At 68.3% G+C, this 25,406-nt stretch carries 26 protein-coding genes; 14 read left to right on the plus strand and 12 right to left on the minus strand.

The genetic code is table 11. From position 1 onward, the window contains the following. Positions 1–6: 6 nt before the first annotated feature. Genes ACAM54_RS14735 through ACAM54_RS14760 form a run of 6 tightly spaced genes read right to left on the minus strand, consistent with a single transcriptional unit; the run spans position 7 to position 5,103 of the window. Positions 7–732 carry an HAD-IA family hydrolase gene (locus ACAM54_RS14735; protein ID WP_369648036.1) on the minus strand — a complete coding sequence of 242 codons (726 nt, stop codon included), beginning with the start codon at positions 730–732 and terminating at the stop codon, positions 7–9. Further along, positions 729–1,433, minus strand: a complete 705-nt coding sequence (rpe, locus tag ACAM54_RS14740; protein WP_369648037.1) for a ribulose-phosphate 3-epimerase — start codon at positions 1,431–1,433, stop codon at positions 729–731. The genes ACAM54_RS14735 and rpe overlap by 4 nt, the downstream gene beginning before the upstream one ends. Then, positions 1,434–2,237 carry an HAD-IA family hydrolase gene (locus ACAM54_RS14745; protein WP_369648038.1) on the minus strand — a complete coding sequence of 268 codons (804 nt, stop codon included), beginning with the start codon at positions 2,235–2,237 and terminating at the stop codon, positions 1,434–1,436. Further along, positions 2,234–3,157 carry a CbbX protein gene (gene cbbX / locus ACAM54_RS14750; protein WP_369648039.1) on the minus strand — a complete coding sequence of 308 codons (924 nt, stop codon included), beginning with the start codon at positions 3,155–3,157 and terminating at the stop codon, positions 2,234–2,236. Before cbbX ends, ACAM54_RS14745 begins: the two co-directional genes overlap by 4 nt. A 36-nt stretch (positions 3,158–3,193) precedes the next feature. Then, the gene (locus tag ACAM54_RS14755) at positions 3,194–3,613 is read right to left on the minus strand and encodes a ribulose bisphosphate carboxylase small subunit (protein ID WP_369648040.1); all 420 of its coding nucleotides are present in this window, start codon (positions 3,611–3,613) and stop codon (positions 3,194–3,196) included. 32 nt (positions 3,614–3,645) lie between these two features. Beyond that, positions 3,646–5,103 (minus strand): form I ribulose bisphosphate carboxylase large subunit, encoded by a 1,458-nt coding sequence (locus ACAM54_RS14760; RefSeq protein ID WP_369648041.1) that lies wholly within the window; start codon positions 5,101–5,103, stop codon positions 3,646–3,648. Between the two features lie 129 nt (positions 5,104–5,232). Here ACAM54_RS14760 and ACAM54_RS14765 point away from each other — a divergent pair, with 129 nt between their 5' ends. After that, entirely contained in the window at positions 5,233–6,210 is a 978-nt protein-coding gene (locus ACAM54_RS14765) for a LysR family transcriptional regulator (protein ID WP_369648042.1), read from the plus strand. A gap of 18 nt (positions 6,211–6,228) precedes the next feature. Here the strand turns inward: ACAM54_RS14765 and ACAM54_RS14770 are convergent, their stop codons facing one another. Genes ACAM54_RS14770 through ACAM54_RS14795 form a run of 6 tightly spaced genes read right to left on the minus strand, consistent with a single transcriptional unit; the run spans position 6,229 to position 13,348 of the window. Further along, positions 6,229–8,526, minus strand: coding sequence for a TonB-dependent receptor (locus ACAM54_RS14770; protein WP_369648043.1), 2,298 nt, complete (start codon positions 8,524–8,526; stop codon positions 6,229–6,231). Positions 8,527–8,539: 13 nt separating this feature from the next. After that, positions 8,540–9,553 (minus strand): Bug family tripartite tricarboxylate transporter substrate binding protein, encoded by a 1,014-nt coding sequence (locus tag ACAM54_RS14775; RefSeq protein ID WP_369648044.1) that lies wholly within the window; start codon positions 9,551–9,553, stop codon positions 8,540–8,542. Then, complete coding sequence (locus tag ACAM54_RS14780) at positions 9,550–10,437, minus strand: ABC transporter permease (RefSeq protein ID WP_145745096.1); 888 nt, start codon at positions 10,435–10,437, stop codon at positions 9,550–9,552. The genes ACAM54_RS14775 and ACAM54_RS14780 overlap by 4 nt, the downstream gene beginning before the upstream one ends. After that, on the minus strand, positions 10,419–11,600 hold the full coding sequence (locus tag ACAM54_RS14785) for a branched-chain amino acid ABC transporter substrate-binding protein (RefSeq protein WP_145745094.1): 1,182 nt from the start codon (positions 11,598–11,600) through the stop codon (positions 10,419–10,421). The genes ACAM54_RS14780 and ACAM54_RS14785 overlap by 19 nt, the downstream gene beginning before the upstream one ends. After that, on the minus strand, positions 11,597–12,595 hold the full coding sequence (locus tag ACAM54_RS14790) for a PQQ-dependent catabolism-associated beta-propeller protein (RefSeq protein WP_145745092.1): 999 nt from the start codon (positions 12,593–12,595) through the stop codon (positions 11,597–11,599). Before ACAM54_RS14790 ends, ACAM54_RS14785 begins: the two co-directional genes overlap by 4 nt. A gap of 39 nt (positions 12,596–12,634) precedes the next feature. Further along, positions 12,635–13,348: an ABC transporter ATP-binding protein gene (locus tag ACAM54_RS14795; protein ID WP_192323228.1), complete on the minus strand. Its 714-nt coding sequence runs from the start codon at positions 13,346–13,348 to the stop codon at positions 12,635–12,637. Positions 13,349–13,870: 522 nt separating this feature from the next. Here ACAM54_RS14795 and ACAM54_RS14800 point away from each other — a divergent pair. The 13 genes from ACAM54_RS14800 to ACAM54_RS14860 all read left to right on the plus strand — a co-directional run bounded on the left by ACAM54_RS14800 (position 13,871) and on the right by ACAM54_RS14860 (position 25,375). Then, the gene (locus ACAM54_RS14800) at positions 13,871–15,697 is read left to right on the plus strand and encodes a methanol/ethanol family PQQ-dependent dehydrogenase (RefSeq protein ID WP_145745088.1); all 1,827 of its coding nucleotides are present in this window, start codon (positions 13,871–13,873) and stop codon (positions 15,695–15,697) included. A 115-nt stretch (positions 15,698–15,812) separates the two neighbouring features. Further along, complete coding sequence (locus ACAM54_RS14805) at positions 15,813–16,217, plus strand: cytochrome c (protein ID WP_012748141.1); 405 nt, start codon at positions 15,813–15,815, stop codon at positions 16,215–16,217. After that, complete coding sequence (locus ACAM54_RS14810; RefSeq protein ID WP_369648045.1) at positions 16,214–17,104, plus strand: quinoprotein dehydrogenase-associated putative ABC transporter substrate-binding protein; 891 nt, start codon at positions 16,214–16,216, stop codon at positions 17,102–17,104. Before ACAM54_RS14805 ends, ACAM54_RS14810 begins: the two co-directional genes overlap by 4 nt. A 15-nt stretch (positions 17,105–17,119) precedes the next feature. Further along, the gene (locus tag ACAM54_RS14815) at positions 17,120–17,803 is read left to right on the plus strand and encodes a hypothetical protein (RefSeq protein WP_369648046.1); all 684 of its coding nucleotides are present in this window, start codon (positions 17,120–17,122) and stop codon (positions 17,801–17,803) included. Between the two features lie 38 nt (positions 17,804–17,841). Next, positions 17,842–18,216, plus strand: coding sequence for a hypothetical protein (locus ACAM54_RS14820; RefSeq protein ID WP_369648047.1), 375 nt, complete (start codon positions 17,842–17,844; stop codon positions 18,214–18,216). 26 nt (positions 18,217–18,242) lie between these two features. Then, positions 18,243–19,226, plus strand: a complete 984-nt coding sequence (locus ACAM54_RS14825; RefSeq protein WP_369648048.1) for a cytochrome D1 domain-containing protein — start codon at positions 18,243–18,245, stop codon at positions 19,224–19,226. A 50-nt stretch (positions 19,227–19,276) separates the two neighbouring features. Then, positions 19,277–19,822, plus strand: a complete 546-nt coding sequence (locus ACAM54_RS14830; RefSeq protein WP_145745081.1) for an SRPBCC family protein — start codon at positions 19,277–19,279, stop codon at positions 19,820–19,822. Positions 19,823–19,844: 22 nt separating this feature from the next. After that, entirely contained in the window at positions 19,845–20,864 is a 1,020-nt protein-coding gene (locus ACAM54_RS14835) for a MoxR family ATPase (RefSeq protein WP_018904573.1), read from the plus strand. Between the two features lie 152 nt (positions 20,865–21,016). Beyond that, the gene (locus ACAM54_RS14840; RefSeq protein ID WP_192323233.1) at positions 21,017–21,892 is read left to right on the plus strand and encodes a DUF58 domain-containing protein; all 876 of its coding nucleotides are present in this window, start codon (positions 21,017–21,019) and stop codon (positions 21,890–21,892) included. Next, positions 21,889–22,815, plus strand: coding sequence for a calcium incorporation protein MxaA (locus ACAM54_RS14845; protein WP_369648049.1), 927 nt, complete (start codon positions 21,889–21,891; stop codon positions 22,813–22,815). Before ACAM54_RS14840 ends, ACAM54_RS14845 begins: the two co-directional genes overlap by 4 nt. Before the next feature lie 15 nt (positions 22,816–22,830). Further along, positions 22,831–23,838: a vWA domain-containing protein gene (locus tag ACAM54_RS14850; RefSeq protein ID WP_369648050.1), complete on the plus strand. Its 1,008-nt coding sequence runs from the start codon at positions 22,831–22,833 to the stop codon at positions 23,836–23,838. After that, entirely contained in the window at positions 23,835–24,386 is a 552-nt protein-coding gene (locus ACAM54_RS14855) for an MxaK protein (protein ID WP_145745071.1), read from the plus strand. Before ACAM54_RS14850 ends, ACAM54_RS14855 begins: the two co-directional genes overlap by 4 nt. After that, complete coding sequence (locus ACAM54_RS14860; RefSeq protein WP_369648051.1) at positions 24,383–25,375, plus strand: MxaL protein; 993 nt, start codon at positions 24,383–24,385, stop codon at positions 25,373–25,375. Before ACAM54_RS14855 ends, ACAM54_RS14860 begins: the two co-directional genes overlap by 4 nt. Positions 25,376–25,406 lie beyond the last annotated feature (31 nt).

A 25,406-nucleotide genomic window follows, 5' to 3' on the forward strand; every position in this document is an offset into this window, starting at 1 on the left:
GTTGAATCAAAAAATCCGGGTCGTTTCTTCGTCGCGGCGGACGGCGCGCGACTCGCGTGCCGTCAACAGCAGCTGCTGCGGCGTCGAGACGCGCCATGCGGACGCCGCTTCAGCCGCGTTCGCCGCCGCATGGCCGCCATAGCCCCAGGCCACCAGCGCCGCCGGCGAGCCCGCTGCCTGCGCGGCAAGCAGATCGGCCGGGCCGTCGCCCACCATCAGCAGCCGCGCGGGTTCCACGCCCAGCTGGCGCGCCGCGGCCTGCAGCAGGAACGGCGCGGGCTTGCGCTGCGCCGCGGTGTCGGCGCCGTAGACCCCCGCCATCGCCGGCAGCAGACCTGCTGCATCCAGCACGGCGCGTGCCAGGGGCGTCGGCTTGTTCGTGACCACCACCATCGGCAGCGTGCGGCGCAGGCCCGCGACGAGTGCGGCGATGCCCTCGAACACGCTGCCGAACTTCAATGGCGCCGCCAGCGTGGCGGCATCGAAGGACTTGCGCAGCCGGCCGCGTAGCGCCTCGCTGCCGCCGAGCCCGTGCTCGCGCAGCGCCTGCAGGATCAGCGCGTCGGGTCCGTCGCCGATCCATGCGCGCACCGTGTCCAGCTCGAAGCAGGCCAGCCCGGCTTCCTCGAGCGCGCAGTTCAGCGCGTGCCGGATGTCCGGCGCGCTGTCGACCAAGGTGCCGTCGAGATCGAAGGCGATCGCATCGATGCCGCGCAGGTCTTCTTTCGTCATGCGGGACGCCCTTCCATCGACTGGCGGCCCTGCAGTGCCTGCGCGCGAATGGCGCCAATGGCCTCGCGGTAGCGGCCGCCGTTGAACACCGCCGAGCCCGCCACCAGCGTGTCGGCACCCGCGGCGCCGATGCGCGCGGCGTTGTCGGGCTTCACGCCGCCATCGACCTCCAGCCAGATCTCGCGCCCGCTGGCATCGATGCGGCGGCGCACCGCCTCGATCTTCGGCAGCACGCTCTCGATGAAGCTCTGGCCGCCGAAGCCGGGGTTGACCGACATCAGCAGCACCAGGTCGAGCTGGTCCAGCACATGGTCGAGCACCGCAAGCGGCGTGGCGGGGTTGAGCACCAGGCCGGCCTTGCAGCCGCTGTCCCGGATCAGCCGGACGGTGCGGTCGATGTGCTCGCTGGCCTCGGGGTGGAACGAAATGATCGAGGCACCGGCCTGCGCGAACATCGGGATCAGCGCATCGACCGGCTTGACCATCAGGTGCACGTCGATCGGCACCGTCGCATAGGGCTTGATGGCCTCGCAGACCAGCGGACCGATTGTCAGATTTGGAACATAGTGGTTGTCCATGACATCGAAATGGATCAGGTCGGCACCGGCCTCGATGACCGCCGTGACCTCTTCGCCGAGCCGCGCGAAGTTCGCCGACAGCAGGCTGGGCGCGATCCGCATGGTGTTCTTTTCGTTCTGCATCTAACAGTCCTCGCGGTAGAGCGCCTGCACGGCATTGATCGGCGGGGCCACGGTGGCCATCCGCATCAGTTCATCGATTCCAAGCCACGCGGCGGAGTCAAGACGCCCGCCGGGCTCGCCGGCCAGCGGCTGGCTGGGGTCGCCCAGGCCGGGCAGCACCAGCCCGGCGCCGCTGAAGTCGCTGCCCTCGGTCCAGAAGGTGGGCGTGACCAGCGTCCAGAGCCCGGCACCCAGGGCCGAGCGCAGCCCGTTGGTCGAGTCCTCGATGGCGATGGCGCGCTCGGGCGGCACGCCCAATGTGTCGAGCGCCAGCAGGTAGATGTCGGACGCCGGCTTCTTCGCGCGCACCTGGTCGCCGCAGGCAATCACGTCGAACATCGTGAGGCCGCGCGGACCCAGCGTGGCCTGCAGCAGCGCGTCGATGTTGACGGCGGTGGTGGTGCTTGCAATCGCCAGGCGCAGGCCGGCATCCTGGGCCTCCTCGAGAAAGCGCAGCACGCCCGTGCGCAGCTCGATGCCGCCGCGCCGCGCGATGTCGGTGTAGTGCTGCGTCTTGGCGGCATGGACGGCCGGCACCCGCTCGTGCAGCCGCTTCTTCTGCGATGCGCCCAGCGGGAGCGAATCGACGTAGGCCTTCATGCGCTCCTTGCCGCCCGTGACCGCCAGCAGCGCGCGATACTCGGCCTGGCCCCAATGCCAGTCGAGCCCGAGCTGCTCGAAGGCCAGGTTGAAGGCCATGCGGTGCACTTCCTCGGTGTCGGCCAGGGTGCCGTCGACGTCGAAGACCAGGGCTTCGATGCTCATCTTTTTTCTCCTTCGGCCTGCGTGGCGTCTGCCGCCGGATGGAAGACGCGGCTGGACAGGATGTCCTGCGCCTGCAGCGTGCAGAGCTGCTCGCGCGTCAGGGCCTCGTCGCTGCCGAACAGGCGCGTGGCGTGGCGCAGCCGGATGCGGTCGAGCGCGTTGCGGATCGATCGCGCATTGGCAAAGTGCGGCTGGCCCCGGCGCAGGCTCACGTAGCGCGAGAAGGTGGAGACCGCGCCGTCGTCGAAGCTGTAGTTCAGCCGCCCCAGCATGAGCTGCGCGATCTGCATCAGCTCGGCCTCGCTGTAGTCCGGAAAGTCGATGTGGTGCGCAATGCGCGAAGCCATGCCCGGGTTGCTGCCGAAGAAGGTCTCCATGCGGTCCTTGTAGCCCGCAAGAATCACGACCAGGTCGTCGCGCTGGTTCTCCATCACCTGCAGCAGGATCTCGATGGCCTCCTGCCCGTAGTCGCGTTCGTTCTCGGGCCGGTAGAGGTAGTAGGCCTCGTCGATGAACAGCACGCCGCCCATCGCCTTCTTGATCACTTCCTTGGTCTTGGGCGCCGTGTGGCCGATGAACTGGCCCACCAGGTCGTCGCGCGTCACCGCCACCAGGTGGCCCTTGCGCACATAGCCCAGCTGCTTGAGCACCTCGGCCATGCGCATCGCCACCGTGGTCTTTCCGGTGCCCGGGTTGCCCGTGAACGACATGTGCAGCGAAGGCGGCTGCGACTGCAGCCCCTGCTCCTGGCGCAGCTTGTCGATCAGGAGCAGCGCCGCGATGTCGCGGATGCGGCCCTTGACCGGTGCCAGGCCGATCAGCTCGGCGTCGAGCTGGTCGAGCAGCGCCTTCACGCCCGAGGACTCGAAGAGCTGCCTCGGTGCCGTGGCCATTGCGGCGGGGGTTTCGGTGGCGTCCATGCGTGCCTCTTGCAATGCGCGTGCGAAAGGGTTCGATCAGTAGCGGCTGCCTTCGGGCCGCGCCTGGGCCGCGTAGCTCTCGATGCTGTAGCGGATCGTGCGGCCCGGCTCCTCGGAGCGGATCAGGCGGAAGCCCGGTTCGTTCGACGGCCGGTTGACGATGAAGGACATCACGACCGACTCGGTGCCGTGCGTCGAGTCGAAGGCGGTCACGCGGATGTATTGCTGCGGGAAGGTCTTGCGGCAGGCCGCGAGTTCGAGCATGACGCCGGCCGCATCCTTGATGTCGAACATCGGGTTGCCGAACATCTCCCAGAAGGTGTTGCGCGGATGCGGGTCGTCGGTGTATTCGAGGCCGATGGCCCAGCCCTTGTCGAGGCAGTACTCGACCTGGCGGCTGATCTGCTCGTCGCTCAGGTCCGGCAGGAAGGAAAAGGTGCCTTGTGTGATTCGCATGTCTGTTGCTCCTGGAACTGGAAAAGGCGGATTCAGGCCACCGACGGCGTCGGCACGTAGTCCGAGGTGTCGGTGGAGGCGTAGTTGAAGGAGATCTCGCCCCAGGTGTCGAGCGCAGCCGCCAGCGGCGTGCACCACTTGGCCGCGTCGCGCAGGATCTGCGGTCCCTCGTTGGCGATGTCGCGGCCCTCGTTGCGCGCCAGCACCATGGCTTCGAGCGCCACGCGGTTGGCGGTGGCCCCGGCCTGGATGCCCTGCGGATGGCCAATGGTGCCGCCGCCGAACTGCAGCACCACGTCGTCGCCGAACAGGTCGAGCAGCTGGTGCATCTGGCCGGCATGGATGCCGCCCGAGGCCACCGGCATCACCTTGCGCAGCGCGCCCCAGTCCTGGTCGAAGTAGATGCCCCGCGGCAGGTCGACCTTGGTGTGCGTGTCGCGGCAGACGTTGTAGTAGCCCTGCACCGTCATCGGGTCGCCCTCGAGCTTGCCCACAGCCGTGCCCGCATGGATGTGGTCCACGCCCGCCAGGCGCATCCACTTCGCGATCACGCGGAAGCTCACGCCGTGGTTCTTCTGCCGCGTGTAGGTGCCGTGGCCCGCGCGGTGCAGGTGCAGGATCATGTCATTCTGGCGGCACCAGTGGCTCATCGACTGGATGGCCGTGTAGCCGACGACCAGGTCGATCATCACGATCACCGAGCCGAGCTCCTTGGCGAACTGTGCGCGGCGGTACATCTCTTCCATGGTGCCGGCCGTGACGTTCAGGTAGCTGCCCTTGACCTCGCCGGTGGCGGCGCTGGCCTTGTTGACCGCGTCCATCACGAACAGGAAGCGGTCGCGCCAGTGCATGAAGGGCTGCGAGTTGATGTTCTCGTCGTCCTTCATGAAGTCGAGCCCGCCGCGCAGGCCCTCGTACACCACGCGGCCGTAGTTGCGGCCCGAGAGTCCGAGCTTCGGCTTGGTGGTCGCGCCGAGCAGGGGCCGGCCGAACTTGTCGAGCCGCTCGCGCTCCACCACGATGCCGGTCGGCGGGCCGGGGAAGGTCTTGACGTAGGCCACCGGGAATTTCATGTCCTCCAGCCGCGCGGCCTTCAGCGGCTTGAAGCTGAAGACGTTGCCGATGATGGAAGCCGTCACGTTGGTGATGGAGCCTTCCTCGAACAGCGAGAGGTCGTAGGCCACGTAGCAGAAGTACTGGCCCGGGTTGTTGGGCACCGGCTCGACCTTGTAGGCCTTGGCGCGGTACATGTCGCAGGCCGTGAGGCGGTCGGTCCACACCACGGTCCAGGTGGCGGTGGACGATTCGCCGGCCACCGCAGCGGCGGCCTCGATGGCGTCCACGCCTTCCTGCGGCGTGATGCGGAAGAGCGCGAGGATGTCGGTGTCCTTGGGCACGTAGTCGCCGTCCCAGTAGCCCATCTGCGCGTACTTGAGCACACCGGCCGAGTAGCGCTTCTTGGCGTCGGTGATCTGGATTGCTTCGTTCATGTTGCCCATGGAGTGCCTCTCGAAAAGAAGGGGTTTGGTGCTGTCTGGTGAAGTGAATGTAGGCCGCATGAAAGATAAAGAAAAATTAAATCTTTTGACATTCACATTTGCCAAACCTAATATCACTTCATGCCTCTTTCCAAGCACGCGAGCTTTCGCCAGCTCGCCACCTTCCACGCCGTGGCGCGGCTCGGCAGCGTTTCGCTTGCTGCAGACGAAATGCACCTGACGCAACCCGCGGTGTCGATACAGATCGGCACGCTCGAGGAGTCGGCCGGCACGCCGCTCTTGCAGCGCACGGGCCGCGGCATCCGGCTGACCGAAGCGGGCGAGTTGCTCGCGAGCTATGCCGGCCGCATCCTCGACCTGTGGCGCGAGGCCGGCGACGAAATGGCCATGCTGCAGGGGGTGTTCTCGGGCACCTTGCGCGTGGGCGCCATCACCACGGCCGAGTACCTGCTGCCGCCCATCCTGGTGAACTTCGCCAAGGAGCACCCGAAGGTGAAGGTCAAGCTGCAGGTCGGCAACCGCGACGAGATCGTGCGCATGCTCGCGGGCCAGGAGATCGACATCGCCATCATGGGCCGCCCGCCCGCGGAGCTGAAGACCGACTCCAGCGCCTTCGCCAAGCACCCGATGGCCTTTCTCGCGGCGCCCTCGCATCCGCTGATGTCTGCGGCCAAGCCGAGCATCGCCCTGCTCTCGGACACGCGCATGCTGGTGCGCGAGCGCGGCTCGGGCACACGCACCACGGTCGAACGCTTCTTCAAGGACCACGGCCTGCCGCTGCGCATCGGCTCCGAGCTGTCGAGCAACGAGGCCATCAAGCAGATGTGCGCCGCGGGCTTCGGCATTGCGTTTTTGTCGATGCACACCTGCGTGCTCGAGATGAACGCGGGCCTGCTGGGCGTGCTGCCGGTGCCGGGCAATCCGGTGGTGCGCGACTGGTACGTGATGCACCTGGCGTCGCGCCAATTGCCGCAGGTGGCGCTGGCCTTCGAGGACTACCTGCGCACGCATGGCCAGGCGCAGATCCAGCAGCAGCTCGGCACGCTGCCGGCACCTCGCACCGCTGCGAGGAAGCGCAGCGTGCGGCGCGCGGCCTGAGCTTTTCGGCGCGCGGTCTCAAACGCCCAGCTGCACCCGCATGCCGATCCACACCGCACGCGGCGCGCCCGGCGCCACGAACTGCGCATTGCGCCATGCATCGGGCGCCGCCACCACGCCGCTCGCATCGAAGCCGTTGCGGCCCAGCTGGCCCGCGGTGGCATAGCGGCGGTTGAACACGTTCGCCACCTTGGCAAAAAGCTCCACGTTGGGTCCAAGCTTCCAGCGTGTCGTGAGGTCGAGCAGTGCGTAGCCGCCGATGCGGCCGCTGCCGCTGAAATCGGCCCCGTCGGGTGCGTGCAGGCCGTTCTCGTTGCCGCGCACCGTCTGCTTCGAATACACGCGGTACTGCGCTCCCAGCGTCCACTCGGGCGTCACGCGCCAGTCGACATTGAGCTTGAGCGAATGCGCCGGCAGCCCCGGCAGGCGGTCGCCGCGGCGCACCGCGATCTCGCCCTCGCCGGTGCAGGCGGGGCTGGTCTCGGCGCTGCTGTTCGCTTCGGCCACGAGGCAGGCCGGCGAGTCGTACCTCGCGCGCAGGTAGCTGTACGACAGCGACCAGTCGACGCGGTCCGTCTGCTGCGAAAGGCCGAGTTCCACGCCCTGGCGCAGGGTGCGCCCGAAGTTGCTGAAGTAGCCGCGCGAGAGCCCGCTGCTCACGAACAGCAGGTCGTCCTTGTTGACGGTGCGGAACACCGAGGCGTTCCAGCGCATGCCGGACTCGAGCGTGCCGCGCAATCCGGTTTCGAATGTCTGCGACACCACCTGCTTGAGCGGCGGATCGGACTGCAGCGCATTGGGCAGCACGCAAGCGTTGGCCGGGTCGGAGCAGCCGAGCTCGATCGGGCTCGGCGCGCGGCTGCCCTGGCTCCAGCCCGCGTAGGCCGTGAGCCGCGGCGTGGCCTGCCATGTGAGGCCGATGGCGGGATTGAACTTCTTGTAGCGGCCTTCGCCATCGAGCTGCGTGGACAGCCCGAGCAAGGCGCGCCCCTCGTCGCGGGTGCTCACGCGGGTGTCGTTGTAGCGGCCCGAGAGGCTCAGCTGCAGGTTCGGCCGCAGGCTCACCAGGTCGGAAAAATAGAGGCTCGCAGTGCGGCTCCTGCCCGCGAGCAGCGCATCGACTTCGGCTTCTTCCTGCGGCACCACCGCGCGCGTGGAGTCCAGCAGGCCCTCGGCCTCGGTCTGGCGGAAGTGCGTGCGCGCGCGGTCCACCGAGGCACCGAAGGTGAGCTGGTGAATGCCCGCGGCATAGGTCGACTGCAGCGCCACGCCTTCGCCATGCTGGCGCGTGTAGGTGCGGTTCTCCACGCCCGTGGCCTCGTTGTCCGGCGGATTGAAATCGTCGTTGAGGTCGCCATTGAGCGTGCTGTAGCGCGAACGCCGCGAGTAGGCGGTCATGGAAATCGTCTGCTGGTCGCTCAGGCGGTAGCTGGCGTTGAGCGTGAGCATCGACATGCGGTTGTTGGTGCGGTCGGGCCGCGTGTAGACCTGCTTGCGGTTCTGCATCAGCATCGACTCGGGCAGCAGGCCGTTGCCGATCATCCGGTTGTCGCCATGGGTGAAGCTCAGGTCCCAGGAAAGCCTTCCGCTGTCCTGCCCGACCTTGGCAAACAGCTGGCGCACGCGCGAGGGCGAGAAATTGCGCCAGCCGTCTTCGTTGAGGCCGCCGAGCGCGAGGAACAGGTGCCCGCCTTCGGCCAGCTTGCGGCCATGCGTGAGCTCGGTGCTCACGCGGCCGAAGGAGCCGGCCTGCAGCTCCAGCTCGGTGCCGGGGTGCGTGTCGCCGCGCTTGGTCTGCAGCGACAGCGCACCGCCGAGCGTGTTGAGGCCGAACAGCGGGTTGGAGCCCGGCAGCAGCGTGATGCTCGAGATGGCGGCCTTCGGGATCAGGTCCCAGTTCACCACGTCGCCGAAGGGCTCGTTGATGCGCACGCCGTCCTGGTACACCGACAGGCCCTGCGGCGTGCCGAGCACCGGGCTCGCGCTGAAGCCGCGGTAGTTCACGTCGACCTGGTACGGGTTGCCCTGGATCTCGTTCACGTTCACGCTGGGCAGCTGCGTGGCCATGAAGTCCGGCAGGTTCAGGCTCTGCACGCGGCGCAGGTGCAGGTCGTCGGCGGTCTGCACGTTGGACGGAATCTGGTCCTTCGGCACCTCGATGCCCGGCACCGGCGTGGTGGCGACCACCTCGACGGCCGGCAGGCTGCCCGGCTGGGCCGCGCCGGCCTCCTGCGCCTGTCCGGGCATGGGGCAGGCAGCGGCCGCCACGGCAAGGCCGATCAGCCGGCGGGTGGTGGGCAATTTCGGTCGGCTCACGGCGTTCTCCCCCTCAAGTGCCGGTGCGCGCGAGGCCCAGCTTTTCGACGATGGCGCGCTCCTGCGCGAAGATTTCGCGGCACGACTGCGCGTAGGCCTCCGGACCGAGGTAGTCGACCTCCTGGTCGTACTTGGCGAGTTCGTCCCTGAAGCGCGGGTCGAACATGGCTTTCTTGAAAGCGTCGTGCAGCACCGCCACCACGCCGCGCGACAGGCCGCGCGGGCCGGCCAGCCCATAGGGCGACTTGGCCACGATGTCGAAACCGAGCTCGCGCAGCACGGGCACCTGTGGCCAGCGCTTCGAACGCTCGCCGGAAAAGATCGCCAGCAGCCGCAGCGTGCCCGCATCGACCGCGGGCCCGAAGCCGGTGGAATTGACGCCGGCCATCACCTGCCCGCCCGCAATCGCGTTGAGCTGCTCGGCCGTGCCCTTGTACGGCACATGGATGTAGCGCAGGCCGCGCGCCGTGAACAGCGTCTCCAGCACCATGTGCGGCGTGGTGCCGATGCCGTTGGTGGCAATGGTCAGTTCGCCGGGCCGGGCCCGCGCGAATGCGAACATGTCTTCGAGCGAACGCATCGGGCTGCCGGCCGCGACCAGCACGCCGAAGGTGACGCTGGACACCTGGATGATCGGCGTCACGTCGCGGATCGGGTCCCACAGCACCTTCTGCGTGTGCGGCGCGCGGAACACCGGCTGCGGCATCTGGGCGATGGTGTAGCCGTCGGGCCGCGCCTGCTGCAGCACCGGCATGGCCAGCGTGCCGCCGGCGCCGCCGCGGTTTTCGGTCAGCACCGGCTGCCCGAGCGCAACCGAGGCCAGCTCGGCCAGGATCCGCAGCGAGATGTCGGTGGCGCCGCCCGCGGGCCAGGGCACCCACAGCGTGACGGGCCGCGAAGGAAAGGGCTCGGTCGACGCCATCGCCCGGGCCAAGGGCAATGCGCCCAGTGCCAGCACGCCGGCCCCGCGCAGCCAGCTGCGCCGGGTGGCGCCGCCCTGCCCGCCCGCGGCCTGCCTCCGGCTCATGGCCCGCCTCCGCCGCGCTTGGTCAGGCCGCCGAAGCCGCGCTGCGGGTCGTAGCCCCAGCAGGCGAGCCCGAAGAAGACGACCAGGCAGCCCAGCACCACGTAGGGCGCCAGGCCCGGGTCCTTGCCGTAGAGCGCGAAGCGGATCCACTCCACCGCGTAGGTGAAGGGATTGAAGCGCGCCAGCTGGTACACCCATTCGGCGCCCGATTCCTGCAGCTTCCACAGCGGGTAGAGCGCGGTCGAGAGGAAGTACATCGGGAAGATGACGAAATTCATCGTGCCCGCGAAGTTCTCCAGCTGCTTGATGTGCACCGACAGCAGCAGCCCGAGCGCGCCCAGCATGAGCGCGCCGGCCGCCAGCGCCACCAGCGCATGCAGGCCGGCAAGCGACAGCAGCGGCAGCTCGGTGCCGATCAGCGCCGCCACCACCACGAACACCAGCGCCTGCAGCACCGACAGCAGCGCGGTGGCGCAGAGCTTGGAGAACAGCAGCCACGGCCGCGGCAGCGGCGCCGTGAGCAAGAGGCGCATCAAGCCCATCTCGCGGTCGTAGACCATGGCCAGCGACGACTGCATGCCGTTGAACAGCAGCACCATGCCGACCAGCCCCGGCACGATGTAGACGTCGTACGGAATGTAGGTGTCGTAGGGCTCGACGATCGCGACGCCGAACACGTTGCGGAAACCGGCCGCGAACACCGCCAGCCACAGCAGCGGCCGCACCAGCGCCGACACCAGCCGGCCGGTCTGCTGCGAGAACTTGTAGAGCTCGCGCAGCATGATGGCGCGCATCGCCTGCAGCGCGTGGCCCAGCCCGCGACGCGCCAGCGGTTCGGCCTGTTCGCCCGCAGGCTTTGGGGTTTCTAGCGCGCGATCGGACATAGCTTCTCCGGTGCATCGGCGCCCAGCGTGTCGAGCACGTTGCGCGGGTGCAGCACGCCTTCGGCCGGCGCCTGCGCGATCACGCCCTGCCCATCGGTCAGCAGCATGGGCTGGCGCAGCTGGCCGTCCCAGGCGCGGAAGCTCAGGCTGGTGCCCTTGGACCCGTCGAGCGTGCTCTTGCCGATGGCCTGGGCCCAGGCCGCATTCGGCCCCTTGGGCGCGGCAATGGCGGCGGCCGCCAGGGTCTTGCCGGCCATCCATGCGGCCCAGTCCTGCGCGGTCATCGGGCGTTTCGCGGCCTTGGCGAAGCGGCGCGAGACCTGCGGCGCGCCGTAGCGCTCGAACTGCGCATGCCAGGCCAGCGCCACCAGCCCGCCGTCGCCCACCACCGGCCGCGGCAGCACCGTGCGGTAGGGCAGCATGCGCGCGAATTCGCCGTCGCTGTCGACCACCCACACGGCGTCATAGCTGTTGCCGGCCGTGAGCAGCAGCGGGTTGGCGAGATCACGCTCGCGCGGGTCGGCCGAGAGCTTGAACGGCTTGCTGGCCACCACCTGCAGGCCGTAGCGCCTGATCGACGCCTGCACGGTGGCCGCACGCAGCGCGTCCTGCGGGCTGCCACCCACCAGCAGGAGCAGCTTGCTCCATTTGCGCGACACCAGCGTCTGCGCCAGCGCATCGCTGCGCATCCGTTCACTGGGAATCAGGTGGAACATGCGGGCGCGGCAATCCTGCTGGCGCAGCCGGTCGGAGGCGTCGCCCAGGTTCAGCACCGGCAGCTTCACGGCATCGGCCACGGCCAGCGTCCATTCGGCCGGCAGGTCGGTCAGCAGCACCGCCGCGCCGTTCTTCTCGGCCGCCACCGCGGCGGCGCGCGCCGCCTCGAGGGTCGCGGCCGGCGCGCTGGCCAGCGCCACCTCGGCACCCGCGGCCTCCAGTTCGAACTTCGTCTCCTCGAGCGCGACCTCGAGCCCGTCGGAAAGCCGGCCGCCCGGGTGTCCCAGGTAGGCACGCTCCAGCCGCGAGCGCTCCAGGCGCGGATCGTCGTCCGGCGTGATCAGCGTGGCCTTGAGCACGGCCGCGCCCGCCGCCGCCGGCGCCACGAGCGCCACGGCCATCAACCACGCGCCCGCGAAGCAGGAAGCCGTTGCGCGCGTCCTCATTCGACGATCACGAGCCCATAGGGCACGCGCCCTACCGGAACGCTCTTGACGGCCTTGGCGCCGGCCACGTCGACCACCGTCACGTCGTCGCTCAGGCCGTTGACGACGTAGAGCCGCGCCTGCGCCTTGTCGAGCGTGACGTTCCAGGCCCGCTTGCCGACCAGCACCAGCGAGCCGACCTTGCGGCCGGGCACGTCGACGAAGGCCACGTGGTTGGCGCGGCCAAGGCCCACGAAGGCCCGCTTGCCGTCGCTCGTCATCTGGATGCCCACGGGCGTGATGTCCTCGGCGCGCGCGCCTTTCACTTCGAACTTGAGCGTGTCGATCACCTCGTTGGTGGCGGTGGAGACGATACTGACGCTCGCGCCCAGCTCGTTGGTGACCCAGAGCTCCTTGCCGTCGGGCGTGATGGCCATGCGCCGCGGGCGCTTGCCGACCTTGATGTTCTTCACGACCTTGCCGCTGGCCGTGTCGATCACGTGCACCAGGCTTGCCACCTCCGACGTGACGTACAGCGTCTTGCCGTCGGCGCTGACCTTGACGCCCTCCGGCTCCGCGCCCACCTTGACCGAGCGCAGCTTCTTGCCGCTGGCCGCGTCGATGAAGCTGGCCTCGCCCGCATCCTCGTTGGAGACATAGATGACCTTGCCGTCGGGCGACAGGTCGAAAGCCTCGGGTTCGTCGCCCAGCGGAATGCGCCGCACCGACTTGCCGCTCGCGGGGTCGATCAGGTCGGCCTGGTTGGAATCGGTGCAGGCCACCATGATCTGGCGCTCGGGCGTGAGCTGGATGTGGCGCGCGCGCTTGCAGGTCGGGATCGTGCCCTTCACGGCCAGGGTTGCCAGGTCGATCATCGTCAGCGCGCTGTCCTTCTCGCTCGACACATAGGCGGTGCCCTGCGCCAGCGCGGCGGCGCTTGCGGCGGCCAGCGCGAACGCGCTAGCGGCCGCGCGGAACCGGGCGCGCGCAAGCGGGGGCAGGAAAGGTTGCGGCATGCGATGTCTCCATTCTTTTTGGCTCGGATAGTTCTTGATTCAGGCGGTGCGTGCGATGAAGCCCGCCTCCAGCGTGGCGCCGCCAAGGCTCTGGCCCACCTGCGCCGGCGTTCCGTCCGCCAGCAGCTGTCCCTTGTGCAGCACCAGCACGCGGTCGGCCTCCTCGGCCTCCTCGACCCGGTGCGTGGCCCACAGCACGCACACGCCGCGCTCGCGCACATCCGCATGCAGGGCCGCGAGCAGATCCTGGCGCGATCTGGGATCGAGCCCGACGGTGGCTTCGTCCATCAGCAGCACGGCAGGCCGGTGCAGCCCTGCGCGCGCCAGCTCGACCTTGCGCCGGTTGCCGCCCGACAGCTCGCGCACCTTGCGGTCGAGGTCGGCGTCGATGTTCAGGCGCTCGCAGGCCGACGCAATGCGCTCGGCCGCAAGCCGCCGCGGCAGGCCGTGCAGGTCGGCCTGGAACAGCAGGTTGCGCCGGATGCTCAGGTCGAGGTCGAGCGACATCTGCTGGAACACGACGCCGATGTGCCGCAGCGCCGCAGTCGCCGAACGGCGCAGCGAATGGCCGGCCACCTCGACCTCGCCTTCGTCGGCCGCGAACATGCCCGTGAGCACCTGGAACAGCGTCGACTTGCCCGCGCCGTTGGGTCCGAGCAGCGCCACGAACTGGCCCGCAGGCAGATGCAGCGACAACGACTGCAGCGCCGTGCGCGTGCCATAGCGCTTGGTTAAGTCGATGGTTCGCAGCATGTAGATCGATGGGATTCGCCGGGCTTTGGGCGTCTCAATGGTATGGGCCGTTTGCCTTCGAGCCGCAAATTCCGTGCCTCTGGAATTCGAGGGTTTTCACCGTGATGCGTCGCCGTCCGTTGGCTCGCGCGAAGGCCTGCCAGCCCGCTGCAAGCCATGGCCGCCCGACATTCGTCACGTCGCACGAGACACTTTGCGTCAAATTTGATGCGCACATGATGCAGGGCTACGGCAATGCGTGGCGGGAGGCCCCGGCCAGCACACCGAACGCCCGGGATTTCCCTAGGTCCGGATCGCGTTGCAGCACGCCGCCGCGCACTGCGCGAAGGCCGCCTCGCGCACGCCTGTTCCGAGTGGCGCCACCTGTCTTCGCATGAAGCGCGCACCGGCTGCCGAAGTGCTCCACGCTGGAACTGGCAGGCATGGATGTTGCGGACCGCAGCATTCGCCAAGGTGATCGAAAGATCCGCAGGCTGCCGCCATGACCATGTTCAAAACCCACTGAAATGTGAGGAGACATCTATGAAGTTTTCCAGGCAGATCGCCGGCCGTCTCGTACGGCATATCGGCGTCGCGATGTTGGCTCTTCCGGCCTTGGCGCTAGCCAATGCCGACGTCGAGAAAAACATCGCCAACTCCAAGAACTGGGCCACGCAAGCGGGCGATATGTTCAACCAGCGATACAGCAAGTTGAATCAGATCACCAAGAGCAACGTGGGCAAGATGCAGGTCGCGTGGACTTTCTCCACCGGCGTGCTGCGCGGCCACGAGGGTTCGCCCCTGGTGGTCGATGGCGTCATGTACCTGCACTCGCCGTTCCCGAACAAGGTGTTCGCGCTCGACGTGGAAACCCAGAAGATCCTGTGGAAGTACGAACCCAAGCAGGACCAGTCGGTGATCGCGGTCATGTGCTGCGACACGGTGAACCGCGGGCTTGCCTATGCGGAAGGAAAGGTCTTCCTGCAACAGGCCGACACCACCCTGGTGGCGCTCGACAGCAAGACCGGCAAGGTGGTGTGGACCGTGAAGAACGGCGATCCGAAGGTCGGTGCCACCAACACCAACGCACCCCACGTCTTCAAGGACAAGGTCATCACCGGCATCAGCGGCGGCGAGTTCGGCGTGCGCGGCTTCCTTGCAGCCTACAACATCAAGGACGGCAAGCTGGCCTGGAAGGGCTACAGCACCGGCCCGGACGAAGAAATGCTGATGGACCCGGCCAAGACCATGACCTGGACCGACGGCAAGATGGCGCCCGTGGGCAAGGACTCTTCGCTGAAGACCTGGAAGGGCGACCAGTGGAAGATCGGCGGCGGCACCACCTGGGGCTGGTACAGCTACGACAAGGCGACCAATGCCGTGTACTACGGCACCGGAAACCCGTCGACCTGGAACCCCTCGCAGCGGCCCGGCGACAACAAGTGGTCCATGAGCATCTGGTCGCGCGACGTCGACACCGGCAAGGTCAACTGGGTCTACCAGATGACGCCGTTCGACGAGTGGGACTTCGACGGCATCAATGAAATGATCCTGGCGGACATCAACGTCAAGGGCAAGCCGACCAAGGCGCTGGTGCACTTCGACCGCAACGGCTTCGCCTACACGCTGGACCGTGTGACCGGCGCGCTGCTGGTGGCCGAGAAGTACGACCCCAAGGTGAACTGGGCCACGCACGTCGACATGAAGACCGGCCGGCCGCAGGTGGTGGCCAAGTACTCGACCGCGCAGAACGGCGCCGATGTCAACACCAAGGGCATCTGCCCGGCGGCACTGGGCAGCAAGGACCAGCAACCGGCTTCCTACGACCCCAACACCAAGCTCTTCTACGTGCCGACGAACCACGTCTGCATGGACTACGAGCCGTTCAAGGTCGAGTACACGGCAGGCCAGCCGTACGTGGGCGCCACGCTCTCGATGTACCCCACGCCGGGCAGCCATGGCGGCATGGGCAACTTCATCGCCTGGGATGCGGGCACCGGCAAGATCGTGCAGACCAAGGCCGAGAAGTTCTCGGTGTGGAGCGGTTCGCTGAACACCGCGGGCGGGATCTCCTGCTACGGCACGCTGGAAGGCTACCTGAAGTGCGTGGATGCCAAGGACATCAACAAGGAGCTGTTCAAGTTCAAGACCCCGTCCGGCATCATCGGCAACGTGTTCACCTATGAGCACAAGGGCAAGCAGTACGTCGGCGTGTTCTCGGGCATCGGCGGCTGGGCCGGCATCGGCATGGCTGCGGGCATCGACCCCGAGAAGAGCACCGAAGGCCTGGGCGCCGTCGGCGGCTACAAGGACCTCGCCCAGTACACCGAGCTCGGCGGCTCGCTGACTGTCTTCGCGCTGCCCAACTGAAGCGTTACTACCGAGGCGCCATCGGACAGATGGACGCAACATGCGAACCGGGAGAGCACTCGCTCGAGGGCTCTCCCCCGCGCACTTTCAAAAGATACCCGGAGACCCAGGAGCCATGAAATTTCGTAAGTCAACGTTGCTGCCTTCCCTCGTCCTGCTCGCCGGCGTGGCCTGCACACTGGCCATTGCCGCGCCAGACCCCGCGCCCTACAAGGTCACCGACGGCTACAAGGTGGATCCCGAAACCATGAAGGGTTTCCGCACCTGGCGCTCCGCGGCCTGCGACCGCTGCCATGGACCCAACCAGGAAGGGATGGTGGGACCGTCCCTCATCAACAGCCTCAAGACGATGAAGAAGGAAGACTTCATCAAGACCGTGCGCGACGGCAGGCTCGACAAGGGCATGCAGAGCTTCGGCAACAACCCGGCGGTGATGGAGAACATCAACCAGCTCTACGCCTACCTCAAGGGCCGGTCCGACGGCGCCATCACCCGCGCCCGAGTGGAAGAAAACAAATGACGACGCGGCAGCCTGCTGCCAAGCCGCTTTCCATCGGCGCCCGCCTGCGGGCGGGCCTCCTGGGCGCAGCCTGCTGCTGCGCGCTGGTGCCGGCGCTGGCCCAGGAAACACCGCCGCGCAAGGCGCTGCGCGTCTGCCAGGATCCCAACAACATGCCCTTCTCCAACACCAAGGCAGAAGGCATCGAGAACCGCATCGCCGAGCTGTTCGGCAAGGCGCTCGGCCTGCCGGTCACCTACTACTCGTTCCCGCAGCGGCTGGCCTTCTTCCGCAACACGCTGCGCTTCAAGCTGCCGGGGCAGGACTACCCCTGCGACATCGTGATGGGCGTGCCCGTCGGCCTCGACGAAGTCTCGGTCACCAAGCCCTACTACCGCTCGACCTACGCGCTGGTCTTTCCCAAGGGCAAGGGCATGGACAACGTGGCCTCGGCGGAAGACTTCCTCAAGCTCGACCCGGCCAAGCTCAAGTCGCTGCGCATCGGCATCTACGACCGCTCGCCGGCTTCGCAATGGCTCAACAAGCACGGCCTGCTGGAGCAGGGTGTGCCCTACAAGCTCATGAGCGCCGACCCCGCGCAGTACCCGGGCGAGATCGTCGAGAAGGACCTGGCCGAAGGCAAGCTCGACGCCGTGGTGGTCTGGGGCCCGATCGCGGGCTACTTTGCGCGGCGCGTCAAGAACCCGGCCCTCGTCGTGGTGCCGCTCAAGTCCGAGAAGGGCGTGCGCCTCGACTACCAGATGGCCATGGGCGTGCGCTACGGCGAGCGCGAATGGAAGCAGCAGGTCGAAGGACTGATCGAGTCCAAGGCACCCGAGATCCAGACCATCCTCAAGGAGTTCGGCGTACCGCTGGTCGATGCATCGTTCGGGGTTCCCACCAACTGAGTTGCCGTTTTCCCCATGCGCTTCGCCATCGCCGCTTCGCTCTGCGTTCTTCTCTTGTCTCCCCCGGCCTCGCATGCCGAGCCCGACAAGCGCGACTTCTCGCCCGCCGAACGCCTGCTGTTCATGACCCCGCAGCTCAAGGACCTGCAGGCGCCCATGCTGCTGCGCTACACCTTCGGCAAGACCGGCAGCTTCGAGGACGCGTTTGCCGACAGCGTGACCGTGTCCCTGAGCGCCAAGGAAGACGGCCGCTGCTGCGACGCCAAGGGCGTGTTCCTGAGCGGTGCGCACAAGCTCCTGGTGCCCGACGTGCCGGCCGCCGAAGGCAATCCCGTGATCCTCTATTTCCTGGAGCACGACGTGCGCGAGATGAAGCGCCTCACGCGCGGCTCCGAATACCACTTCCGCAAGCGCATCCGCATGGGGATCTACCAGGACGCCGAAGTGCGCGACGTGTCGCTGCGCTACCAGGGCCGCGCCATCAAGGGCAAGGAAATCGTCTTCAGCCCCTTCCTGGACGACCCGAACCGGCCGAAGTACGAAAAGTTCGCGACCAAGACCTACCGCTTCACGCTGTCCGACGCGGTGCCGGGCGGCGTCTACGGCATTCGCACCTCCATTCCGGGCGACAGCGCCGCGGCCCAGCCCCTCATGGTCGAGGAGCTCCTGATCGACGGGGCCAAGGCGCCGGCGCGCTAGCGCCTGCTGCCGCTCACGAAATTCTTCCAGCGAACGCCATGAACAAAACAGTCCGACTTCTTCTTTGTCTTCTCGGCCTGCCGATGGCCGTGCATGGCGCGACGCATGCCAACAACGACTTTCCCACGCTGGACCGCGTGCTGTACGTGCAGGAATGCATCGCGGCCCACCCCGATGCGGGCCACTTCGAAATGGCCAGCAAGTGCTCCTGCGCGGTCGACACACTGGCCAGGGAGATCAGGTATTCGGAATACGTGGACCTGAGCACCGCCGCCAAGGCCACCACCATCGGTGGCGAGCGCGGCGGCTACATCCGCGACTCGGAAAAGCTGCAGGCCGACATCAAGCGCTACAAGGCGCTGCAGGCCAAGGCCAACAAGGGCTGCTTCATCGGCCCGCCGACCGCGCGCTGAGCCGCGTCCCGGGCCGGTCGATCGCCATGACGGGTATCGCGACACCTGTGCACGCCGGGGTTGCCTCCCTGCTGCTGCTGTGCACTTCGGCCTGGGCTGCGCCGTTCGCCTACATCACCAACCAGGGCAGCCACGACGTGTCGGTGATCGACCTCGCCTCGCAGCAGGTGGTGGCCACGGTGCCGGTGGGCCGCTCGCCGGCCGGCGTGGTGGCATCGAGCCGCGCGGGCCGGGCCTTCGTCTCCAACCCCGACAGCAAGACCATCTCGGTCATCGACATGCGCCAGCAGAAGGTCGTGGACACGCTGCCGGCCGGCGACGGGCCGGTGGGCATCGACATCTCTCCCGACGGCCGGCGCCTGTACGTGGCCGACTGGTACAGCCGCCGGCTGCTGGTGCTCGACGCACAAGCCACCGGGGCCGCGAAACCGCTGGCCTCGATCGCGGTCGGCCGCGCGCCTGCCGGCGTGGCCGCACATCCAGGCGGCGCCACCGTTTTCGTGGCCGAGCGCGACGACGACAGCGTGGCCGTGGTCGACACTGCCGCGCAGCGCGTGCTGGCGCGCGTGCGCGTCGGCAGCCATCCGTTCGCGCTGCTCTACGACGCGCCGCGTTCGCGCCTCTACGCGCTCAACGTGCAGAGCAACGACATCTCGGTGGTGGACATGCGCGACATCCGCCGCCCAGCCGTCATTGCCACCGTGAAGGCCGGCAAGGCGCCCTACGGCGCGGCGCTGGCCGAGGGCGGCGCGCTGCTCTACGTGACCAACCAGCACGAAGACTCGGTCAGCGTGATCGACGCCGCCTCGCTGAAGCTGCTGCGCACCCTCCCCGGCTTTGCCTACCCCGAAGGCATTGCCGCGCACGGCGACCGCGTCTACGTCGTGAACTGGATGGACGACAACGTGCAGGTGCTGGACGCCGCGAGCGGACAGAAGCTCAAGACCATCGCCACGGGGCAGAACAGCCGCGGCTTCGGCGCCTTCATCGGCGCGCCGATGGAGCCCTGACCTTTTTTCGGACCGACCTTTTTTCTTCTCACCTCATCACGGATATTTCCATGCTGACACATCCCTCCGGCCGACGGGCGCTCTCCGTTCTTCTCGCATCGTTCCTGCTTGCCGCATCGGCCCCGAGCCAGGCCCACGGGCCGACGCGCCAGAAGGTGAGCGAGAAAGTCACCATCGAGGCACCGGCCGATGCCGTCTGGGCCAGGATCAAGAACTTCAACGCGCTGAAGGACTGGCATCCGGCCGTGGCCGACAGCCCGGCCGACAAGGGCAATACCGAAGGCTCGGTGCGCACCGTCAAGCTCAAGGCCGGCGGCACGCTGGTCGAGACGCTCGAGGGCTACGACGACGCGAAGATGAAATACAACTACCGCGCCAAGGATGGCGGCGCACTGCCGGTCACCAACTACACCTCCGTGCTCTCGGTGGTGGCCGACGGCGGCAAGTCGGTCGTCGAATGGCGCGGCGCCTTCTACCGCGGCTATCCCAACAACGATCCGCCGCCGGACAAGAACGACGAAGCCGCCATCAAGGCCGTGACCGGCGTCTACCGCGACGGGCTCGCCCACCTGAAGAAGATGATGGAGTCGAAGTAGCCCCGGGGCACCGGACACCACCATGGGCACCGAAGAACAACTCGAAGACTGGCGCCGCCTCGCGCTGCGCGTCGAAAGCGAAGTCGCGAAAGCGGTGATCGGCCAGGCCGAAACGATTCGCCTCATCAACGTGGCGCTGTTCGCGCGTGGCCATGTGCTGCTCGAAGGCGACGTGGGCGTCGGCAAGACCACGGTGCTGCGCGCCTTCTCGCGCGCCATCGGCGGCGATTTCGAGCGCGTCGAGGGCACGGTCGACCTGATGCCCGGCGACCTGGTCTATCACACCTACGTGGACGCCGAAGGCCGGCCGCGCATCGATCCCGGGCCGCTGCTGCGCCACGGCGAGCGCCTGGTCACCTTCTTCTTCAACGAGATCAACCGGGCCCGGCCGCAGGTGCAGTCGCTGCTCTTGCGCGCGATGGCCGAGCGCACGGTGTCGGCCTTCGACCGCGAGTACAGCTTTCCGCACATGACGGTGTTCGCCGACCGCAACAAGGTCGAGCGCGAAGAGACCTTCGAACTGGCTTCGGCGGCGCGCGACCGCTTCATGTTCGAGCTGAACATGCCCAAGCCGGCCGACCGCGGCATCCGCCAGTCGCTGGTGTTCGACACCGCCTACCACGATACCGAAAGCCTGATCGACAAGGTGGCGCCGGCCATCCTGCCCTGGGACCGGCTCAACGCCATCGGCGCGCAGGTGCAGCGCAGCGTGCGTGCCAGCGAGACCATCGAGCGCTATGTGCTCGACGTGTGGGAGGCCACCGAGGCGCCGCAGAAGTTCGGCATCCGGCTCGATGGCGTGGACATGGACCGCCTGATCCTGGCTGGCGCCAGCCCGCGCGGCATGAGCGCGCTGCTGCGCGCGGCGCGCACCGTGGCCTGGCTTGAGGGCCGCTCGCACCTGGAGCCCGCCGACCTGGCGGCGGTGCTGCCCTCGGTGCTCGGGCACCGCGTCTTCTTCACGCCGGTGTACGAGCTGCGCCGGGCCGAGCTGTCGGAGGCGTTGGTCACCCAGATCATGGACAAGATCGCCGCCCCATAAGATGAACGCCCCCCGAAGCGCCTTCGGCGCCTCCCCCCACTGGGGGGCGCACCCAGCGGCCCGGCAAAGCCGGTTCCGCGGGTGCACGCGTCTGTGCGACACGCAGGCCTTCCTCGGGGCCAACCGGCGGAACGCCAAGGCCTGTTGACACCATGCAGAGGGTCGACGAATTCCACTACCAGCTGCCGCGCCGCTTCGGCGGCTGGCGCCCGGGTGCGCAGCGCGGCCTGAGCCAGGGCAGCGGACAGGAATTCGCTGCGCACCGGCGGCTGTTCGACCATCCTGACCCGCGCCGCATCGACCTGCGCGCGAGCGTGCGCGAAGGCCGCGGCGACTGGCTGGTGCGCATCCATCGGCTGCGCGTGGCGATTCCGGTGCACGTGGTGGTGGATGTGTCGGCCTCGATGCATTTCGGCGCCGAGCGCCGCAAGCTCGACGTGGTGGCCGACCTGGTCGAGGCGCTGGGCTACAGCGCCTTTCGCGCCGGCGACACGGTCGGCCTGCTGGCCTTCGACCAGCGCGAGCGCCAGGACCTCTTCGTGCCGGCGCGCCACAGCCGCGGCAACGGCAGCCTGATGGCGACGATGCTGCGTGACTGCCAAGCTGCCGCGGGCCCGGCGCCCACCGACGGCAGCGCGCTGGCAGGCTTGCGCCGCGCCACCGAACGCCTGGTGGGCCGCGGCGGACTGGTGTTTCTCGCGTCCGACTTTCACTGGCCGATCGCCGCGCTGGGTGAGCTGCTCGAACAGTTCTCTCCGGCGTGCGTCGTTCCGCTGGTGGTCTGGGACCCGGCCGAGGTCGAACCGCCCGAGGCCCGCGCGCTGGTCGCCCTGCGCGACGCCGAAACCGGCGCGCGGCGCAGCCTGTGGATGCGCGATTCGCTGCGCACGCGGTGGCGCGAATCGGTCGCGGCGCGCCGCGCCGAACTCAGCGCGCTGTTCAATGCGCACGGCATGCCGCCCTTTCACCTGCAGGGCCGCTTCGACGCAGAAGCGCTCACGCGCTATTTCCTGGAGACGGCGGCATGAGCGCAACGAACCTCGTTCATCCCGCGGCGCTGGCATTGGCGCTGCTTCTGACCGCCGTGCCCGCCGGTTTTGCGCGCGCCGCCGATCCCGCCACGCCAGCCGCAGCCGCAGCCGCCACCATCGAGCAGCCGCGCAGCTTCGGCCACGTGCTCGGCGACCTGCTCACGCAGCGCGTGCTGCTCGAGCACCAAGGCCGGCCGCTCGAGCCCGGTGCGTTGCCCGCCGCGGCCCGCATCGATCTCTGGCTCGAACGCAGGCCATCGCGCATCGAGACCGATGCACAGGGCAGGCGCTGGCTCGCCATCGAGTACCAGCTCATCAATGCGCCGCGCGCGCTGACCGCCATCTCGCTGCCGGCCCTGACGATCGCCACCGTCGCGGGCCCTGCGCTCGCCTTGCCCGCCTGGCCGCTCAGCATCGGGCCGCTGGCGCCGGCGGAAACCTTTGGCCAGGGCGATCTGCAGCCGCTGCGGCCGGACCGGCCGGTCACGGCGCTTCCGACCTACGCCATCGAACAGCATCTGAAGCTCTCGCTCCTGGCGCTGCTCGCGGTGCTGCTGGCCTGGCTCGCCTGGTGGGCCTGGCGCAACATGCGCGAGGCACAGCAGCTGCCGTTCGCGCATGCCTGGCGCGAGCTCAAGCGCATCGATGACCCGGCAAGCCCCGAGGCATGGCGCGTGCTGCACCGCGCGCTCAACCGGAGCGCCGGCCGTGTCGTGCACGGCGCCAGCCTGCCGCAGCTGCTGGCCGATGCACCCTACCTGCGCCCGCTGCAGCCGCGGCTGGAAGATTTCTACCGCGAATCGACCCGGCGCTTCTTCTTCGCCGAAAGCGCCGCCGCGCCGGCGCAGCCCCAGGCCGCCTACCCGCTCAAGCCGCTGTGCCGCGCGCTGCGCAATGCGGAAAAGCACCACCGGCACTGACCGGCAGACAGAGCCATGCGCTTCGACCTCGCCCAGCCCTGGATGCTCGTGCTGCTGCCGCTTGCGCTGCTGCCGTTGCTGCGCAAGCGAAGCGACACGCTGGGCTTCTCGTATGTGGGCTGGCTGCCGGCCGACCGCGTCGGGCGCCTGGTCGGCTTTCTGTGGCGCGCGTTCGCGGTCGGCGCCATGGCTTTCACGGTGCTCGGGCTCGCGGGGCCGGGGCAGTCGGGCGCCTTGGTCGAGCGCGCCGGGCGCGGCGCCGAGGTGCTGATCCTGATGGACCGCAGCAGCAGCATGGATGCGACGGTGCACACCAACGGCCTGCAGACCGCGGGCCGCATGTCACAGGAGCCCAAGGCCAAGGTCGTGCGCGACCTGCTGAGCGAATTCGTCGCCAAGCGGCCCGACAACCGCTTTGCCTTCATGACCTTCAGCACGGTGCCTATCGCGGTGGTGCCGTTCACGCAGAAGACCGACACGGTGCAGGCCGCGCTTGCCGCCACCGCCATCGGCCGCGGCCTGCCCGAAACCCGCATGGGCGTGGCGCTGCTCGCGGCCATCGAGGAATTCGAAGGCCGCAGCTATTCGGGCAGCCGCGTGATCCTGATCGTTTCGGACGGCGGCGCCCAGCTCGACGAGCCGACGCGGCAGCGCATCCACGCCGGCCTTGCGCGCGAGAAGATCGGCCTGTACTGGATCTACGTGCGCAGCGGCCCCAACTCACCCAACCTCAACACCGAGACGGTTTCGGCCTACGGCCTTGGCGAGGAACTGGCGCTGCACCAGTTCTTCAAGACGCTGAGCACGCCCTACCGGCTCTACCAGGTCGACGACTCCAATGCCATGGCCGCCGCCATGGCCGAGATCGACCGGCAGCAGAATTTTCCGCTCACCATTCATGAGCGGGTCCCGCGGCGCGACCACGGCGCCGCGTTCTACCTGGCAGCGATGCTGTGCTGCGCAGGCCTGCTCGCCTGCCGCGCCGTGCAGCTGCAGAGCTGGCGGAAAGAAAGCGCTTCATGAAGCGACGCACGATTCACCTGGTCTTCGGCATGCTGAGCCTGTGCTGCGTGGGCGTGGCACTGGAGCGTGGGCTGCGGCTGCGCCACACCATGGGCCTGAATGCCGAGATCGCCCGCATCGCCGCCACGCCGGTCGGCAAGGACGCGACGACGGCGCCGATCTCTGCCCCGCGCGAACTGCAACTGGCCCAGGCGCTGGCCCTCTCGAAAGCCGGCGCGCACGATGCCGCGCTCAAGGGCTACGCGAGCCTGATCCAAGCCGGCGAGCGCGACCCGGTCGCGCAGCAGGCGCTGTTCAACCTCGGCAACATGTACCTGCGCCAGGGCATGGCGCAGGAGGCCGGCGCGCTGCCGCTGTTCGAACTCGGCAAGCAGCGGCTGCGCGACCTGCTGCGCGCCGCGCCCGAGGACTGGGACGCGCGCTACAACCTGGAGCGCGCGCTGCGGCTGGCGCCCGAGGACCAGGAAGCCTTCTCCGCCGAGCAGCAGCCGGCGCACGAGCAGCGCCGGGTCCGGGTGCCGGGCTTCGTCGCCGGAGACCTGCCGTGAAGCCGCCGCTGCCGCAACAGTGGCGCATCGCCTGGCGGCGCATCGGCGGCGGCACCGGCAGCTGGCCGCTGGTGCTGGCCCTGCTGCTGCTGGCGCTCGCGGTCTGGCCGCCGCGCGTGCAGCTACAGCGCCCGGTGTTCAACTGGCAGGTCAGCTTCGACATCACGCAGAGCATGAACGTCGAGGACGTGGAACTCGACCACACGGCGGTCAGCCGCCTCACGCTCGCGCGCGCCGCCATGCGCGATGTGCTCGGTGCACTGCCCTGCGGCTCCAAGGTGGGCTGGAGCGTCTTCGCGGACTACCGCTCGCTCGTGATCCTCTCGCCGGTCGAGGTCTGCAGCCACTATGAGGAACTGCTGGCCTCGCTCGAGCGCATCGACGGCCGCATGCGCTGGGCCAATGCGAGCAACGTGAGCAAGGGTGTGACCTGGGCCGTGCGCGGCGCGCGCAGCGTGGGGCCCGATACCCACTTCGTCTTCATCAGCGACGGGCAGGAATCGCCGCCGCTGCGCATCAACGAGACACCGCCGATGACGGACATCAAGCCCGGCGAAGTCCAGGGTTGGCTGATCGGCGTGGGCGGCGACGTGCCGGTGCCGATTCCCAAGACCGGCAGCAACGGCGAGCCCGCCGGCTACTGGCGGGCCGACGAGGTGGTGCAGGGCTCGGCGATCGGCAGCGCGCTCAACCACGAACATCTTTCCGAGCTGCGGCAGGACCACCTGCGCGCGCTGGCCGAGCTGGTCGGCGTGAACTACCGGCGCCTGAACACGCCCGAGGCCCTGAAGACGGCCATACTGGACCGCCGCTACGCGCAATATCTGCCGGCGGATACGGACCTGCGGTGGATTCCCGCGCTGCTCGCGCTGGCGCTGCTGGCATGGCGGTTCGCGCCGGAGCTCGGCCTGATGCGGGACTGGCGGCCACGGCGGATGCCGGCTCCGGCTCGGCCGGCAATGCCACGGTGGCCTCAGGTCGACTGGTAGGTCTCGCGAAATTCGGTCTGCAACGCGGGTT

Origin of the sequence: Variovorax sp. V93 (assembly GCF_041154485.1) — a bacterium.
GTDB classification, from domain to species: Bacteria; Pseudomonadota; Gammaproteobacteria; order Burkholderiales; family Burkholderiaceae_C; genus Variovorax; species Variovorax beijingensis_A.

Coding starts and splice junctions, on each gene's coding strand:
- ACAM54_RS14805 (WP_012748141.1), top strand. CDS start 15,813: ATGAAATTTCGTAAGTCAACGTTGCTGCCTTCCCTCGTCCTGCTCGCC.
- ACAM54_RS14850 (WP_369648050.1), top strand. CDS start 22,831: ATGCGCTTCGACCTCGCCCAGCCCTGGATGCTCGTGCTGCTGCCGCTT.
- cbbX (WP_369648039.1), bottom strand. CDS start 3,157: ATGGACGCCACCGAAACCCCCGCCGCAATGGCCACGGCACCGAGGCAG.
- ACAM54_RS14855 (WP_145745071.1), top strand. CDS start 23,835: ATGAAGCGACGCACGATTCACCTGGTCTTCGGCATGCTGAGCCTGTGC.
- ACAM54_RS14735 (WP_369648036.1), bottom strand. CDS start 732: ATGACGAAAGAAGACCTGCGCGGCATCGATGCGATCGCCTTCGATCTC.
- ACAM54_RS14775 (WP_369648044.1), bottom strand. CDS start 9,553: ATGAGCCGGAGGCAGGCCGCGGGCGGGCAGGGCGGCGCCACCCGGCGC.
- ACAM54_RS14745 (WP_369648038.1), bottom strand. CDS start 2,237: ATGAGCATCGAAGCCCTGGTCTTCGACGTCGACGGCACCCTGGCCGAC.
- ACAM54_RS14840 (WP_192323233.1), top strand. CDS start 21,017: ATGCAGAGGGTCGACGAATTCCACTACCAGCTGCCGCGCCGCTTCGGC.
- ACAM54_RS14825 (WP_369648048.1), top strand. CDS start 18,243: ATGACGGGTATCGCGACACCTGTGCACGCCGGGGTTGCCTCCCTGCTG.
- ACAM54_RS14845 (WP_369648049.1), top strand. CDS start 21,889: ATGAGCGCAACGAACCTCGTTCATCCCGCGGCGCTGGCATTGGCGCTG.
- rpe (WP_369648037.1), bottom strand. CDS start 1,433: ATGCAGAACGAAAAGAACACCATGCGGATCGCGCCCAGCCTGCTGTCG.
- ACAM54_RS14760 (WP_369648041.1), bottom strand. CDS start 5,103: ATGAACGAAGCAATCCAGATCACCGACGCCAAGAAGCGCTACTCGGCC.
- ACAM54_RS14795 (WP_192323228.1), bottom strand. CDS start 13,348: ATGCTGCGAACCATCGACTTAACCAAGCGCTATGGCACGCGCACGGCG.
- ACAM54_RS14820 (WP_369648047.1), top strand. CDS start 17,842: ATGAACAAAACAGTCCGACTTCTTCTTTGTCTTCTCGGCCTGCCGATG.
- ACAM54_RS14780 (WP_145745096.1), bottom strand. CDS start 10,437: ATGTCCGATCGCGCGCTAGAAACCCCAAAGCCTGCGGGCGAACAGGCC.
- ACAM54_RS14835 (WP_018904573.1), top strand. CDS start 19,845: ATGGGCACCGAAGAACAACTCGAAGACTGGCGCCGCCTCGCGCTGCGC.
- ACAM54_RS14815 (WP_369648046.1), top strand. CDS start 17,120: ATGCGCTTCGCCATCGCCGCTTCGCTCTGCGTTCTTCTCTTGTCTCCC.
- ACAM54_RS14800 (WP_145745088.1), top strand. CDS start 13,871: ATGAAGTTTTCCAGGCAGATCGCCGGCCGTCTCGTACGGCATATCGGC.
- ACAM54_RS14765 (WP_369648042.1), top strand. CDS start 5,233: ATGCCTCTTTCCAAGCACGCGAGCTTTCGCCAGCTCGCCACCTTCCAC.
- ACAM54_RS14755 (WP_369648040.1), bottom strand. CDS start 3,613: ATGCGAATCACACAAGGCACCTTTTCCTTCCTGCCGGACCTGAGCGAC.
- ACAM54_RS14830 (WP_145745081.1), top strand. CDS start 19,277: ATGCTGACACATCCCTCCGGCCGACGGGCGCTCTCCGTTCTTCTCGCA.
- ACAM54_RS14790 (WP_145745092.1), bottom strand. CDS start 12,595: ATGCCGCAACCTTTCCTGCCCCCGCTTGCGCGCGCCCGGTTCCGCGCG.
- ACAM54_RS14810 (WP_369648045.1), top strand. CDS start 16,214: ATGACGACGCGGCAGCCTGCTGCCAAGCCGCTTTCCATCGGCGCCCGC.
- ACAM54_RS14785 (WP_145745094.1), bottom strand. CDS start 11,600: ATGAGGACGCGCGCAACGGCTTCCTGCTTCGCGGGCGCGTGGTTGATG.